The 14,939-nt window shown below is 57.4% G+C and carries 11 protein-coding genes and 2 pseudogenes; 3 read left to right on the top strand and 10 right to left on the bottom strand.

The features are described 5' to 3' along the window. Positions 1–46 precede the first annotated feature (46 nt). Together DU484_RS19000 and DU484_RS18995 are read left to right on the top strand one after the other, a co-directional pair. Entirely contained in the window at positions 47–1,459 is a 1,413-nt protein-coding gene (locus DU484_RS19000; RefSeq protein WP_114606895.1) for a DEAD/DEAH box helicase family protein, read from the top strand. After that, a complete protein-coding gene (locus tag DU484_RS18995) occupies positions 1,446–2,804 on the top strand; it encodes a DUF790 family protein (protein ID WP_114606894.1) in 1,359 nt (452 codons plus the stop codon). The genes DU484_RS19000 and DU484_RS18995 overlap by 14 nt, the downstream gene beginning before the upstream one ends. A gap of 36 nt (positions 2,805–2,840) precedes the next feature. Here the strand turns inward: DU484_RS18995 and DU484_RS18990 are convergent, their stop codons facing one another. The 5 genes from DU484_RS18990 to DU484_RS18970 form a co-directional block, all read right to left on the bottom strand. Continuing rightward, positions 2,841–3,305 (bottom strand): IS1096 element passenger TnpR family protein, encoded by a 465-nt coding sequence (locus DU484_RS18990; RefSeq protein WP_114606893.1) that lies wholly within the window; start codon positions 3,303–3,305, stop codon positions 2,841–2,843. 142 nt (positions 3,306–3,447) lie between these two features. Next, the gene (locus DU484_RS18985; protein WP_114606892.1) at positions 3,448–4,698 is read right to left on the bottom strand and encodes an RNA-guided endonuclease InsQ/TnpB family protein; all 1,251 of its coding nucleotides are present in this window, start codon (positions 4,696–4,698) and stop codon (positions 3,448–3,450) included. Positions 4,699–5,226: 528 nt separating this feature from the next. Continuing rightward, entirely contained in the window at positions 5,227–5,514 is a 288-nt protein-coding gene (locus tag DU484_RS18980; protein ID WP_114606891.1) for an amphi-Trp domain-containing protein, read from the bottom strand. A 122-nt stretch (positions 5,515–5,636) separates the two neighbouring features. Beyond that, complete coding sequence (locus DU484_RS18975) at positions 5,637–5,960, bottom strand: hypothetical protein (RefSeq protein ID WP_114606890.1); 324 nt, start codon at positions 5,958–5,960, stop codon at positions 5,637–5,639. Between the two features lie 122 nt (positions 5,961–6,082). Then, entirely contained in the window at positions 6,083–6,658 is a 576-nt protein-coding gene (locus DU484_RS18970) for a hypothetical protein (protein WP_114606889.1), read from the bottom strand. Between the two features lie 132 nt (positions 6,659–6,790). Between DU484_RS18970 and DU484_RS18965 the strand changes: the two genes are divergently transcribed. Continuing rightward, positions 6,791–7,228, top strand: a complete 438-nt coding sequence (locus tag DU484_RS18965; protein WP_114606942.1) for a helix-turn-helix domain-containing protein — start codon at positions 6,791–6,793, stop codon at positions 7,226–7,228. 235 nt (positions 7,229–7,463) lie between these two features. On the opposite strand, the pseudogene arsM reads toward DU484_RS18965, so the two are convergent. The 5 genes and pseudogenes from arsM to DU484_RS18940 form a co-directional block, all read right to left on the bottom strand. Next, positions 7,464–8,135: pseudogene (gene arsM / locus DU484_RS18960) on the bottom strand (arsenite methyltransferase); the annotation flags it as partial. Next, positions 8,104–8,421, bottom strand: a pseudogene (locus DU484_RS20555) (potassium transporter); the annotation flags it as partial. The pseudogenes arsM and DU484_RS20555, both read right to left, overlap by 32 nt. Positions 8,422–8,555: 134 nt before the next feature. Then, on the bottom strand, positions 8,556–9,191 hold the full coding sequence (locus tag DU484_RS18950) for an IS6 family transposase (protein WP_114606888.1): 636 nt from the start codon (positions 9,189–9,191) through the stop codon (positions 8,556–8,558). Between the two features lie 333 nt (positions 9,192–9,524). After that, positions 9,525–13,442, bottom strand: a complete 3,918-nt coding sequence (locus tag DU484_RS18945) for a helicase-related protein (RefSeq protein ID WP_114606887.1) — start codon at positions 13,440–13,442, stop codon at positions 9,525–9,527. A 170-nt stretch (positions 13,443–13,612) separates the two neighbouring features. Next, the gene (locus tag DU484_RS18940) at positions 13,613–14,908 is read right to left on the bottom strand and encodes a type I restriction enzyme HsdR N-terminal domain-containing protein (RefSeq protein ID WP_114606886.1); all 1,296 of its coding nucleotides are present in this window, start codon (positions 14,906–14,908) and stop codon (positions 13,613–13,615) included. Positions 14,909–14,939: the final 31 nt, after the last annotated feature.

The raw sequence follows: 14,939 nt of genomic DNA, 5'->3' as shown, positions 1-14,939 counted from the left end.
CGACCCACAGATTGAATCCGACCGGTCGCATGTATCTACATAGCGAATTCGGATCGAATTCGACGACGGAACCCTCCTACTCCGTGACGCACCCGAGAATGTGCCCCATGCGGAGTGGGACGACCGCGTCGACGAGCATCGCACACAGGCCTATCGGTATCGAACCCTCCTCGAATGGGCCGGCAAATGGACGGGCAGCGACGACCAAGCCACGCTGCGCGATGGATTCGGTGCAGCCTGCGAGGATGCTGCCCGGGGCTACCCCGACCTCGAACTTACGCCGGCACTTCACATCGAACCGCGTGACTACCAACAGGCCGCCCTCGACGCCTGGATCAACCACGGGCGCCGAGGGAGTGTCGTCCTCCCGACGGGCAGCGGGAAGACGTTCCTCGGGCTGCAGGCCATCGCCGACGCCAGCGTCAGCGCGCTCGTCGTGACGCCGACGATCGACCTGATGAACCAGTGGCACGCCACGCTCACCAACGCCTTCGGCGACCAACTTACAGAGCCGGTCGGCGTCCTCGGTGGCGGCAGCCACGACGTCACCGCGATCACCGTCACCACCTACGACAGCGCCTACCGCTACGTCAACGAGTACGGCGACCGGTTCGGCCTGCTCGTCGTCGACGAGGAACACCACTTGCCAGCCCCGACCTACCGGCAGATCCCCGAGATGATGATCGCGCCATATCGCCTCGGGTTGACTGCAACCTACGAGCGGCCCGACGGCAAGCACGAACTCCTCGAGGACCTCCTCGGCCCGGTCGTCTACCGTGAGGACGTCGACGAACTCGCTGGCGAATACCTCAGCAAATACGAGACGATCCACATGTCGGTCGAGCTCACGCCCGACGAGCGCCAACAATACGACGAGGAGTACCAGATCTATCGCGACTACGTCGACAGTCACAAGTTCAACCTCTGGAAGGAGGAGGGTTATGCGGAGTTTCTCAAACGCACGTCCTACGACCCGCAAGGCCGGCGGGCACTCATCGCCAAGCAACGGGCCGAACGAATCGCCCGCACCGCCGAGAAGAAACTCGACACGCTCGACAATCTCATCAAGCGCCATCACGACGACCGCGCCATCATTTTCACCGCCAACAACGACTTTGCCTACGACATCTCCCAGGAGTTCATCGTCCCCTGTATCACCCACCAGACGAAGACCGACGAACGCACCGAGATCCTCGAGCGGTTCCGCACGGGCGACTACTCGATGCTCGTGACGTCCCAAGTCCTCGACGAAGGCATCGACGTCCCGGCGGCAAACGTTGGTATCATCCTTTCCGGGAGCGCCTCGAAACGCCAGTACGCGCAACGGCTCGGGCGCATCCTGCGGCCCACTGACGACCGCCAGCCCGCCCGTCTCTACGAAATCATCACCGAGGATACGATGGAGACGTACGTCTCCCAGCGACGCCGTGAGGGGGTGACAACTAATGCTGACGGCTGACCTCGCACGCTCGCGCACGACTGACGAGATGACTACGCCGCTGTTCATCGATCCTGATGAGGAGCGCTACCGAAAGACTGCTCGGGAATTGCTCCAGTTGTTCGAGGCCCATCTCGGCGAGCCGAAAGGCGATCTTGAGGACGCGATTGACGAGTTGACTGTCGCGGATACCGACTACAAGATCGTTCAGGGGCTTGCGAAGCTCCTCAAAGACGAGTCCGAATTCAAGGTCGTCGCCTCCGTCGAACCGCGCGAGATCCGCCAGCAACTCTTCGAGAAAGCTAACGAGCGCTATCCGATCGTCCGCCAGCCCACCCTCGGCGAGGATACACAGAAACTGGAGGTGTACAGCGCGGTCGCCGACGACCTCGGACTGTCGCTCGAAGAGTGTTATCGCGGGATGTACGCCGATCTCGAGGACAACAAGCGACTCGTCCGAATCGGGACGCGGACGGCCGACCAGTACGCCAGTGATGATGATACATCGACGTCGACGACCAACCTGACCGGCAGCAGCGACGCGGAGTACGAACACACGGATCTCACCGTGGACTGGTTGTTGACCCGGTACAACCTCGCGCTGGCCCAAGCGGTGCTCTACGATGCGACGGAGATGCGAATTCGCGTCTGGGATCACTTCGGAACGGTGTTCAGCTACGTGAAGCTGTTCGGGTTGATGCACCGGATCTATCCGATCAACGCCGACGGTGAACGCGTCCCGAGTACCGACCAAGCCGCCGGCTACGAGGCCGTACTGGACGGGCCCGCGTCGCTGTTCTCCCAATCGCAGAAGTACGGGATTCGCATGGCGAACTTCCTGCCGGCGTTACCCCTCTGTGATCGGTGGGAGATGACCGCGACGATTCTCGTCGACGAAACCTCCGGTGAGACACGTCAGTTCATGCTCGACCATACTGAGGGCCTCGATTCCCATTACAGCGCTGGCAACCGCTTCGATAGCGATGTCGAACGGACGCTCGCCAACAAGTGGGAACGAGCGAATACGGAGTGGGAACTTGTCCGAGAAGACGATGTCTTCGATCTCGGTGCCGAAGTGATGATCCCCGACTTCGCGATCGAACATCCGGACGGACGACGAGCAATCTTCGAAATCGTGGGCTTCTGGACACCCGAGTACCTCAATGAGAAGCTAGCGAAAATTCGAGGGGCCGATCTCGACCACTTGCTTGTCGCAGTGTCGGAGCGGTTAGAGTGCTCAGCGGACGATTTTGAGGAGGCGAGAGACCGCGTTCTCTGGTTCAAATCAGGGATTCACGTCTACGATGTGGTGGAGTTGGCAGAGGCGCACGCCATCGACGGACGCGCCCCTGATCACCGACACTGACCGGGGCCGCTTCGCCCCAGATATTCCTCAGGATGACTACCAGCCTTCGCCGGGCGGCGGATACTGCTCGACAGGCTCGCCTTTCTTTTTAACGACTTCCGGCTCTGTATCGCTGGTTCCGCCCTCGTTGATCTCCTTGAGGATGGCATAGAAGCGCCATTCGTCACCGTAGTCGAAGAGGTAGCAAATCCGGTCGCGTTCGTCTAAGTCCAACTGACGGGCCATCTGACCGACCGTCGTCTCGCCCGCGTCATACTCCTCGCCACCGCGCAACATTCCGTCTGGGGATTGTTCGATCTCTCCAGGGCGCTTGTACTGGACGTCGCTGTCCCAGTAGTCTTGGTCAGTTCCGAAGAACCAGAGATGATCCTGGTTCAGTCCGACCGCGCTGTTGAGCACCGACTGGAACTCGTCCAGGGTTCGGTCCGCCCCGACGATGATGTCCCGCCACAGCGACCGGGGATCGTGCTCGTACTTGACGCGGAAACGGTAGGTCGCCATATTTGTGGAGCTATTTTGCATCGACGCTGGTGATGTTATCGGTCGAGCCAGTAGTGCCAGTGTAAACCACCCCACCCTCCTCCCTCGGCGCAGACGCGCCTCGGTTCGTTGAGGGTGGGGCTTTGATGTGGACTCCCGGCACTCACGCACCAGCAATACGCCGGGACCCGTCGCCGTTCACCGTCCCACCATTCACACGCAGGTCTACTTCTGCGTCTCCGCTCCCCGACATGGGCGAGGAACGGAGTCTGTGTATCTGCTTTCGAGCGTACCGCAACCCGACATTCTTCGCGCCGTTGTAATCAGCGTTCACCTCGTACCCACACTTCTGGCAACAGAAGCGTTCTCCGTGACGATTGTCTTTATGCGTGAACCCACAGTCCGTTCGTGAACAGCGTTGGGACGTGTATTCCGGTTCGACGTGCTCCACGGAGACATCGTGGTCAGGAGCCTTGTACGAGACGTACTCGTAGAGGCGTCGAAACGCCCAGACGTGGTGCCACGTCGCGTGTGGAAGCCGCTCGCGAATGTCGGTCAAATCCTCGAACGCGATCACGTCGCAGTCGTGTTCGACGGCTTCTGTGACGAGTTCGTTCGCAACAGTGTGGATGTACTGCTTTCGCCACGCTCTCTCACGATTCCCGAGTCGAAGCAAGGCGTTGTGCGCGGCTTGCGTTTCGCGCTGTTGCATCTCGCTGCGTCGCTTCTTGAACTCGCGACACCAGTGGTCGTAGTCGTCTCCCTGCCAGAACGTGCCGGTTGAAGAGACGGCGAGACTGTTGACGCCGAGGTCGATCCCGAGGACCGTGTGGTCGGGGTGCCCGGTATCTCTCGAAACCTCTGTGTCGTCGCCGTCTACCCGCCGCGTCGAAACGTGAGTGTAGAACTCATCGTCCACCGCATCGTACCGGAGTGTACTCTCGCGGAACTCGTGGTTCTCGGAGAGTACGTACCGCTCGTACGGCGTCGGGCTGTCCGCTGGAAGTACGAACGATGGTTCGACCCGGCCCTCGACAGTTGCCAGCGATACGTTGTTGCGGTAGAAGGTTGCGCTGCGCGTGTCGTAGTCCATTGTTTCGGCGGTGAACGTGGGGCAAGAGACGCGCTGTCGCTTCTTCCAGCGTTCGACGCACGCTTTGACGGCTTCGACGGCGCGTTTGATGGCGGCTTGGACGAGCTGTGCAGGAAGGTCTGTATCATCGCGGAGTTCGGCGTAGAGCGCATCTCGGACCTCTCGTTTGTTGGTTTTACACTCGGTGTAGGAGGTGTTGGACCAGCAGTAGTCGCTGGTTCGGTTCGCGCAGGACAGGTATTGGTCGGCGGTTCGGTGGAGTGCGTCGCGGTGCTCGTCAGAAAGGTCGAGTTTCACGACAGCTGTTCGACGCACGTCCATACCTTCAGAGAGTGTGAGACGCCATTTAACCAAAGCGGTTGAGTCGTCTGAGAGTGCGTATGTGCTTTGCTTCGTCACGCGCTCCTCCCCTCCCTACTCGCTCACTCCTCTTCGTGTCGTTTGCTCCTTGAGGAAGGGGGCTCCGCGCTACCGCGAAGCTGAAACGGCCTGCTTAGTGTCGTCACTGGCTTCAACCGGCTCCAGTTGGCTGTGTCGTTGCGTGCCATTCAGACTAAATCTTGTTCACGATCCGGCCGCTGGTGGGTTCAGGACCGCATCTTCGCGCCATCCGATCAGGCACACAACGCGAGAATACACATGGCGTCACAACCAGCGCTCGATGACAAAGACAGTGAACTCGGCCGTGAAGCGCTCGATCGGCTCGCCGTACGGGAGAGTTCTTGATCCCGTGAATTTAGGGAAATCGCTCTGATGGGTGCCGCCTACAACACCAAACAGGCTCTGAGGCAGTGCATGCAACCGCAGTAAGGTGACTCAATACAGACAGCCTGAGGAGAGGAATGGCTACTACTGGCCTTCAGTAGTGATATCCAATACTCCTTCTTCTGCTGTCTGTGCCTCACACCACCAGACTAACTCGAACTCGATACTCTGTTTTGCCTCGGTATCCCCTTCGGACCAGTCCGACTCGCCTTCCAGCTTGAACGTCACCGGGTTCGTCGGGTCCAACTGAACCTGCTTCCCGCCGAGTTCGAGCGTCACAGCGCCGTCGCCGTCGAGTTGCTCGGCCAGTTCGCGGAGGTACGATGCAATTTCGGACCGCGTTTTCTCCGCTTCAGTTTCGAGTTCTCCCATACGTACGAGTACGCGAGAAGTCTCGATAAACAAAGGGGGAAATTCCCTACCCGGAGGAATCGATCACCGGTATTAGATCAAAATCAAGTCGGATTTCTGAAACTCCTGGTCTGTGAGAGAGTCTAGTGGTTCTGTACCCGCTCGATGAAGTCCGGACCCGCTGCTCTGAGCATCTCCGTCCACGACCTGAACTCCGTCCGATCGTCGACGTAGACATCGAGATCCGGTTCCGGGATCATCTCGAACTCGGCCAGCGTCGTGACACGCCACGGGCTGTCCTGCATAAATTCAGCAAACGTCTCTGCGTCCGTATAGAGTCGCATAAACGAACTCGGAAAGAACGCCTCGAAACTAATCGGTACGATGTGATCGTCGCTCTCACAGTCGGGCGGCAGCGCCGCATCCGTACCAAGTTCCGATTCAAACCCCACGATCTCGAAACTCATAGCTCACACACGCTATACTCAGATATAAATGTAAACGGCGATCGCGGTATTGGAGACGGTGGTCATCGATCCTTTGAGTCTCAGACGGTCGCACGGTTCGTTGGAAGTTCGATAGTTGGCCCTTAATCTCCGTCAGACGCGGCCTGCACCTCCTCAAGGAGTTCGTCTGTGGTCGTCCATGTGTGCGCACGGTCGACGCGCTCCATCGACAGCAAGTAGTGCGCGAACATCCCGTCGTATGCCTCGTACTGGTCCTCATCGCTCTCGTAGGTCCGGTAAAACGTCCTCGTCCGCTCTCGGTAGCCTGGTTGATCGATGTAGCCAGCCTCCCAAGCATGCCCGCCGTGAGAGTGTTCGTAGATACCGACAATGTGGTCGGCGTAGCTCACCAAGAGCTTGAATTTCGAGGTAAAGAACTCGGTGATATCGAGGATTTCGTCCATCAGAAACGCATCGACGTCATCGTCTTTATCAGATGTAGTGGCCTCGGTCGCCAAGTGGTCCCGGACAGCCTCAAGACGCGGCCGTTCGTCCTCGCCGTAGGAGCCCAACACAAAGTAGGATGTCGTATTGATGAACCGCCCGAGGTTCTCGTGCATCCCCGTCTGGATCGCCTCAACTCGTTCGGGTGTGAGTGCCTCACCGGGTTGTGCGCCCAGTTTGTCGATGGCCGTCCGGGTACTGTCGTCCTCATTCATATTGTCGAAGAGACACCATCGCCACCTAACAGTACGGAAACGAGACCGAAAGTGGAATCGTGAAGGTGTTGTCCAACCATTTCGATTTTCACCGAAATGGTTATCCGGCGCGGCCTCGAACGTGTACACACGATGTCCCGGCCCGACGCTTCCGCGTTTACCCCCGCGGAGGACACAACCGGCCTTGACCCGATCGAAGCGCTGAGTGCTCTCGATGACACGACTCGCGCGAACATCATCGGGACGATCGTCGGCCATCCCAAGGGTGCGCCCTCGAAGAAGGAACTCGAATACTACAACCCGAGCGTCGCCGCCTCGACGCTCACCGACCATCTCGCCCGGCTGGAGGAGGTAGGGCTAATCGAGGTTGTCGAACGGGACCGTGAGGGGCTCGAACGAGGCCAACCGTACCGGTTCTTCCAGCTCACCGACGTCGCCCGCGAGTTGTTCGACCGGAACAACCTCTTTGAGTCTGACGCGTATCGAGCGATGTTCGCCGAAGTCGAGAAAACGGATGAAATCGAGGCCGCCGAAGCCGTTGAGCGGCCGGACGGACGGAGCCCAAATTAACCTTGGAGCGTACGTTTTTGCCGGACAGAGAGCTCGACATCCAAGATATTCTGGAAGCGTAACCAGCGCAAGGCCGACAAGAGAGATAGATTTCTATTTCAGTTCAGAACAGATAGATCGAACAGAAGGCACATCATTTCCATCTTCCGAGATTGTGGTTGATGATTCGTAGGGGTTCGGTCAATCCACCTGCAGGAATGCTTGAGTGGTCGAGACCACCAGTACTCGGGGTAGGTCAGGCGTCGCAAGGGGGTTTCCGGGCCTCGATGGTTGCAGACACGAGGTAGTCACTGAGGTCCCGGTTAGCGTCCCAGTCACTGATGAACTCGGTGCTTTCGTCCTTGGGCTCTATCTCGATTGCTTCGAAGCCGGCATTGTCAAGTATCGTTTTGAGGGCGTCGACTGTTGAGGCCCCAGCGACGCAGCCGGTCAGCGAGTCTGGATCCATCTTGACATCGTCCAGGAACGGCGCGGTTTGGACAACGTCTGAAATGGCGACACGGCCGCCGGGCTTGAGGACCCGGTAAGCGTCATCAAACACACGCTGTTTTTCGGGAGCAAGATTGACAACGCAGTTCGAGATGACGACATCGACGGTTGCGTCAGCAACGGGGAGATGACTAATCTCGCCGAGACGAAACTCAACGTTGTCGGCGTCGTTCTTCGTCACGTTCTCTCTCGCTTTTGAGATCATCTCCGGTGTCATGTCGACACCAATGACATCCCCGTCTGGGCCGACCTCCTGTGCAGCGAGGAAGCAGTCGAAGCCCGCACCGGAGCCAAGGTCGAGTACTGTCTCACCAGGCGTCATCTCAGCGAACGCCTTCGGATTCCCACACCCGAGGCCGAGGTCTGCACCGTCGGCGACCGACGCGACGTCGTCCGCGTCGTAGCCGAGGCGTTCGGCCGACCCGACCGCCCCCGATAATTATTGTTCGCATTGGTGAGACTCCAAGCAGGTCCGCTATCTGTCGCGCGAGTCCAGCTTCAGCGATCACCGTCACAAAAATGACTACAAACACAGCACCGAGCAGCGTCTGTGCCGCGGCCGGGTCCCCTGCGAGCGTCAGTTCGATGGCAAACAGCGTTGCGACGCTTGCAGGGACAATGCCACGCGGTGCGACAGCCGACATGAACAGCCGTTCCGGCCGGGTGAGCCGCTCGGATATAGTTCGTCGTAACAACCCCGTCGGCGCGGGTCGTCCAACTCCTTCTATTCCAACTACTCTTAAACTAGCCTAGGAAAGCCTGGGCCGTTCCATGGGTCCGCCAGCGTCAGTATCTGGATAGAATCTCACGCGTCATCTGCCGCACGCTCTCTTCGTGTTTAGTTTGGAGCATTGTGCCAGCGAACGAAACTCTGCAACCAGTTTTCAGCTGTTGCTGGGTCGACGTAGCTGAAACAGTTTGAAAACGAAGAGATTCGTCGCTTTACTTCTCTAAATATACGTTCGATGGCATTCCGATTTCCGTGGCGTTCTGTCTGAAATCGGAGCCCTGATCGGTCGAGTGCAGTTTGGAGATGTTTGGCGCCATCGACGAGAAACAGGGCGGATTCGACATCGTGTTTCTCCCGCAGTTCGTTGAGAAAGAGTTCAGTGAGAGCGGTTACAGTGGTCGAAAACAGCCGTAAATGGAGCAATTCGTTCGTCTGTGGCTCCGCGGCGGCGTACAGCCAGAACTGCTGGTCGTCGATGCGAATCACGGTTTCGTCAACCGCAACCTGATTCGGAGCCTTCCCGCTGACCGGCTGTAGATCGGCCTTCTGTACCCAGTCGTGAACCGCTTTTCGAGAACGTTTGACACCCAAATTATCAAGCGCAGAGACGGTATTCGAAAGTGATAGTCCAGCCAGATGCATCTGAATACCGAGCTTCATCGCCGACTCGGGTGTCCGCTCTCGCTCCACAAAATCCAAATCAATCCAGTCGTTATTCCCGCTGAGGCGTGTGATTTCTGCCATAGACCAGCAAGAAGTTCACCCGCCTCACTTTTTACGCTTAACTAAACACGAAGGTCCAAGACGAGGTGGTCGCTGCCAACTGGGGTCGCCCGTACCAATCTGAGGCTGGTGGTACTACTATTAGAAATAAGGTTTGTTATTTGTGAATCTAGGCTGTGAGAGATCGCATGACGGCGTCGGGTTTCTGTCTCTCGGCGGCAATCACACCAATCAACCAGCAAAATAATCCGCAAAATACATCCCGGAACTGGTAGGTTTGGCCATTGGTGTGGCCTAAGAACGCGCTAGTTCTCTATCCAGCGTGACCGGTCCGGATTATTATCGCCGATGATTTCACTGTTTTCGGTTGGCTACAAAATTCTCGCACCATTTAGACAGCTCATCCACAGAGGTCGCTCCTGTGACAGTCCCATCGTCCGAAATCACGCTGATGGTGCGATCTCTACCCCACCCACAGACGATTGGACGAGACAACTGTTGATCGGATTCGGTGTATTTAATCAGCCGCTCAGATTTATCTGAAGTATTCTTCCAGGTGTGGATGAGGTGTCGCAGCAACGGATTTCTAGGTGCCAAATAATGGAGCGACGGGAACTCCTCCGCACATTCGTCCGAGAACGTCACCGCGACCGTCTTTTCCTCCGGAGCAATCACGGAGGCCAGTGTTCCCTCTGTGTCTAACTCTGGGATAGACTCTATGTCGCTGACTTCCAGTCGGTACGTGCACTCCCCGAAGTCAAAGCCATCCCCGTATTCGGTGTCCGTCACATCCAGCCCGAGTTCGTCGACACTCGTGAATTGGATTCCCGCCTCTACGAGAGCTTCACTCCTCGTCAAGACCGACTCGAGAGATTGCACAGTAAACGGCCTCTCTGTGTCGTAGTCGTCAGCACCGACATCGAGGATATCTGGATGTTTGAACGATTCCCAAGCATCGAGCTTCGCTTCGTCAATTACGTCTTGCGCGAGCGGTTCATCGATGTCGTCCAGTGATTCGCCGACATCGACTCTGTCGCTCTCTTCCTGCTTCTCAATCTGGTCAGAGAACTCCTGATCGGCTCGCTCAACCGCATCCCGGCTTTCGTCCCGCTCCGTCTCTAGTGTCGCGGATCGAATCTGGCTGCTGACACCGGAGAGAATCGGTTGCATATCGCCAACAACGTTCTCGAAAAGGCCGATCCGTGCGTCTAGTCGCTCGTAGATGTCCGTCTCAACCGTGTCCTGGTAACTGTAATTGAGAATTGTCACCTCGTCGTACCGCTGTCCGATACGGTCAATACGCCCGATACGCTGTTCGACCCGCATCGGATTCCACGGTAAGTCGTAGTTGATGAGTGCGCCACACTCCTGAAGGTTCAGTCCCTCACTCGCAGAGTCCGTACAGACGAGTATGTCCACTCTTCCATCGTCAGCCGCGAATTCGCGCTTCACACGTTCCTTCCCGACGTGTGTCCACGATCCAGAATCGCTCTCGTACATCTCGCCGCCGCGGCCAGAGTAAGTCGCGACCGTCTCCCCGTGGATCGACACGAGGCTCTGACGGATGAAATCCATCGTATCGGCGTACTGTGTGAAGATAATCGCCCGGTTGTGTCCCTCGTGGTCCAGCTCGTTGAGATCGTCGATGAGTTGACCAATTTTGGGATCCTGGTCTATCTCCGCCAGTTCGTCGACGAACGACTCCAACTCCTCGATCTCCTGGTCTAAGAGATGAAGTCCCTCGTCAGTAACGTTAGGGATGATCTCAGCGAGGTCGGCATCTTCCAAGTCGCCCTCCAGTTCCTCTAGCGCCTCGACGTCCTCAAGATCGTACTCGGAGAGCGTCTCCATCACCACTTGGCGAGAGCCACCCGAACCCGCCTCCTGAGCACGCTGTTTACCCTTCAGCACTGTCCGTTGACCACGGAGCTTCTTGAGACGGTTCTGGAGACTCTGCGAAATCGCATAGACGCTGCTTGTGAGTCGCTGACGATACGTCGTCATCACGAACCCAATTGCCCGGGACTCAGCCTCGTCAGACTGCTGCGCGAGCTTGTAGAACTTTCTCGTGTAATCGTCGATGCGGTCGTACACGCGGCGCGTTTCGTCCGTGAGCTCTATCTTGTGCTGTTCGGGATTCCGGTCAGGAACCGTCGCGTCGAGAAGCCCCACACGTTCGTACTTGCGAAGGGTGTCGCGGGTATTCCGATGGATGAGCGCATCGACAGGGGTCGACTCTCCGAGGACATCCTGTACGACTTTCCAGCCTGATTCCGAGAGCTCGTCGAGTGCTGCAAGTCGCTCATTTCGCGAGAACGTCAGCCACTCATCATCTGCTTTCCACGAGGGATACAGGAGGTATTTCAGCTTCTCGTCCTCTTTGGCGTCGAATGGGTCGACATCGTGCTCGTCCATCGCGGATTCGAACGCATCGATGTACCCATCGTAGTGCTCGCCGTAGTCGCTGGCGAGGTCACAGGCTCGAAGTACGCGTTGCTTGGCGATAGACCGGGCCTGCTGGTCGTCTCCTACGTCTAGTTCGGTGCCAACAGCGTCGAACACGCGGTCGGAGAGGCTCCGTTCGCCTGGGAGCCGGTCCTGATACCGACTTTCGGTGAGCGTAGCCTGTGCGGACCACGACTCGTCGTCCGCAGTGCGATTCCCAGCTAACTCCTTGTCAAGCGCTTTCGTGAGCGCACGGCGGGTCTCGAAGAACTCGACGAACTCGTCTTGATTGTCCCACTCACCAGGGAGGTCGAGCAAGGACATCAGATCGTAGAGTTCGCCTGCATGAAGTTGCATGGGTGTCGCGGTGAGGAGATAGTACGCCTGCGTGTGGTCGCGAAGGCGTTCCAGCATCGAGTAGAAGCTGCTCCCCTTGCGTCCGTTGTGAGCCTCGTCGACGATGACGGCGTCCCAGACACCTTCTCGATTGGATGTTTGTCGGCCACGACAACTCGCAGGTACGTCGTCTCGCGTTCGCGTCTGGCCACCATCCTTGGGTGCTACCTGGTCCCATCGATCCCGCAGTCGCGCAGTATGCCAGGACATGATGACTATCGCGGGGCCGGTGTTATCGTCTCCCTCCTGCTGTTCGTGCAGGAACCGCCAGATTGGGCTTTCCACCCAGGCCTGTTCTCGTTCCTGCCCGCGGAGGTCAAGTTCGGATGGGCCGGGCGGAGAATGTTCGCGTCCGAACGCATCGATGAATGCGTACTCGTAGTTGCTCCCTCGCTCGTACCGGTAGGTGTTCAGATTGAACTTCTCCCACATCTCTTCCTGCCACTGAACAGTGAGGCTCGCTGGGACGAGCAGTAGCCCTGTCTCGAGCTCGTCAGTCAGCCCAAGGCGGGAGAGTGTCAGGCCAGCTTCGATCGTCTTCCCGAGGCCGACCTCGTCACAGAGCAGGAAGCTGTTCGGATAGGTGTTGATCAGTGTGTCGGAGACGACGCGCTGGTGAGGCCAGGGCGTGATCGTGCTGCCTTCCTCTGCGAGCGCAAGTCCCCCGGGGGAGAGATGCCCGTCGGCGATGATGTTCGCTTTGTCGCGCTCCGTCGGCGGTGCCTCCCCCCGGGCGATCTGAATCGCCTCCTCGAGTTTCGTCTGCGAGTCCGGATCCTTCCAGTCGATGAGTTCCTTCTCGATGGCCTCTGGGAGGTCGTACACCTCGACGTAGGGATGCTCGTTCTCCCAGAGGCGGTCGAAGGTATCGATGTCGCCGTCGACGTAGGACGACTGCTTGTCGACCCACGAGCGGTGGACTTTGAATCGCTCGTAGTTGTTCTTCCACCCGCCGACGGTCTCGTTCACGCTCCCTTCGAACGAGAGTGCGTTCCCATCGTCGTCGTGGAAGATACCCATCTTCGGGTGGAAGATACGCCAGGATCCTTCGCGGGGGACGGCGACCTTGATGTGCAGACGGCCTTCCCGGAGGAGCCGGGCGAGGAGCTGAAGTTGTGCGTCCAGCTGCTCGTCTTCCAGTTCTTTCAACGAGTCGGTCAGTTCGTCAGTGAGTGCCTCGAAGACCGGACGGTCGGTAGAGTAGAGTTCGGTGCCAACGACGAGCCGCATCTCGCCGTCGTTCTCGAGGAGGGCGTCGATTCCGCGAGACGCGACCGCGAGTGCGCTGCTAGAAAAGTAGCCAGCGATTCGATCATATCGAATCGACCGTTCAAGTGCGGGGACATAGAATTCATCGACGAGATACGAACTGGAGCCACCCGGCTGGCTCTCGTATATCGAGCGCCACGTCTCGTTTGTAAGATCAGCCATCCATCGAGTTAGTTTCGATTATCGAGGTGCTCACTTAATTCTCTGGCATATGGATGGCGCTAGTACTGCCTCACGCACTCAGTGCCGCTGTTCGGGATTCTCCCGCCCTGTCAACTCGGTGGTCGGAGTCGTCACGTTCCGAATAATGTCGACGGTCATCTGACTTCTCGCTAGTGAGCCGCGTAGATGGCACGAAGCGAATCTTCAGCGACCGCGACATCGTATCGAAGACCAGTAAGAGCGGCTGTATTAACGGGGAGTTCGCGGACATCGAGGGTCCAGCGGTGTCGTATCTCCTGTGTATCTGGTGGAAGGTCATACAAACGGTACTCTCGCCCGTTTGCCAGAAGTCCAATCTCGCATGAAAACCTCTGCATATATCGTTCAAGTTGATCGACTGCACTTCCGAGATCGATATTCGGAGCCTTCGCCTCAATTGGAATAAGCGGCCTATTTGACCCATCAGTGAGCATATAATCGACAGTCCCTCCGCCACCAGGTTCAGAATACTCGATCCGGACGTTATTTGAATACACGTTCCAGCCGAGTTTGTGGAGTAAGGGAGTAATGATTTTAGCTTGCGCTTCTTCCTCCGTGAGTGATTGCGTACTGAGGACGGTCGTGCTCCGGAGCATCCACTCACGAAGGTCAGCAGTGAAATGTTCGGGCTCCGCAACGTATGCGCTGAGGTACGTTTCTGCGGCCTCAACATTAGGCCGATGAACCGTTTGGTCGGTTGATTCGATATTATTCACCAGCAGGCACAACTGCGATCGCTGGTGGGTTTCTCCTTCTACGTACATTTGGCCCGTCAGTGCGATCGGTTCATACAGCGAGACTGAATCAATCAGACTATATTGAAGCTCGATGTCGACAGTGGTTTCCTCAGTTACATCGAGCGGATGAATACGACCTTTTTGTGCATCCATCATTTGTGACCGCAACCCGTCAAACTGGTAGCCGTCTTTGAAACCACACTCCGGGCATGCAGACAAGGATACGGACTCTGGACCGATAACTGTCATACGATGAGTGTGTTCACAGTGTGAACACTCATATACTGCCTTGGCCACGCGAACCTCGGGGTCATCAAGCGATTCAACGTACCCGATCACGCGCACTAATTCTCCAACACGATTCGGCGCTTCGGCGATGGGTGTCTCGAAAGGGACATCGGTCAATCGAATGAATGGTGGGTCGGCACGATTGGTTGTACCATCATAGAAGGAAATCTGTCCGTACGGCGGAATCGCCGGATACGTCGTCAGCGCCTGTTCAAACGCCCGCAAGAATGCATCAGGATTCGAGCGAAGTGTACGAGACCATTCAGAGTTATAGGTCTCAATCGTGTCCCACGAGATTTCGAGATGACGTTGGTCAGGAAATGCTGCTGCCAGCTCAACCACAGCGACCTGAAGTGCCTCGCCAATAAATTCGTGGAACTCCTGTTCGTCGGGCAATTCCATCTCTCGTAGGCTTGTCTATATATTATATTAG

The organism is Haloplanus rubicundus (assembly GCF_003342675.1).
In the GTDB taxonomy this organism is placed as follows: Archaea; Halobacteriota; Halobacteria; order Halobacteriales; family Haloferacaceae; genus Haloplanus; species Haloplanus rubicundus.
The sequence above is the reverse complement of the archived record's forward strand: the minus strand, read 5'-3'. Positions and strand labels throughout refer to the sequence as shown.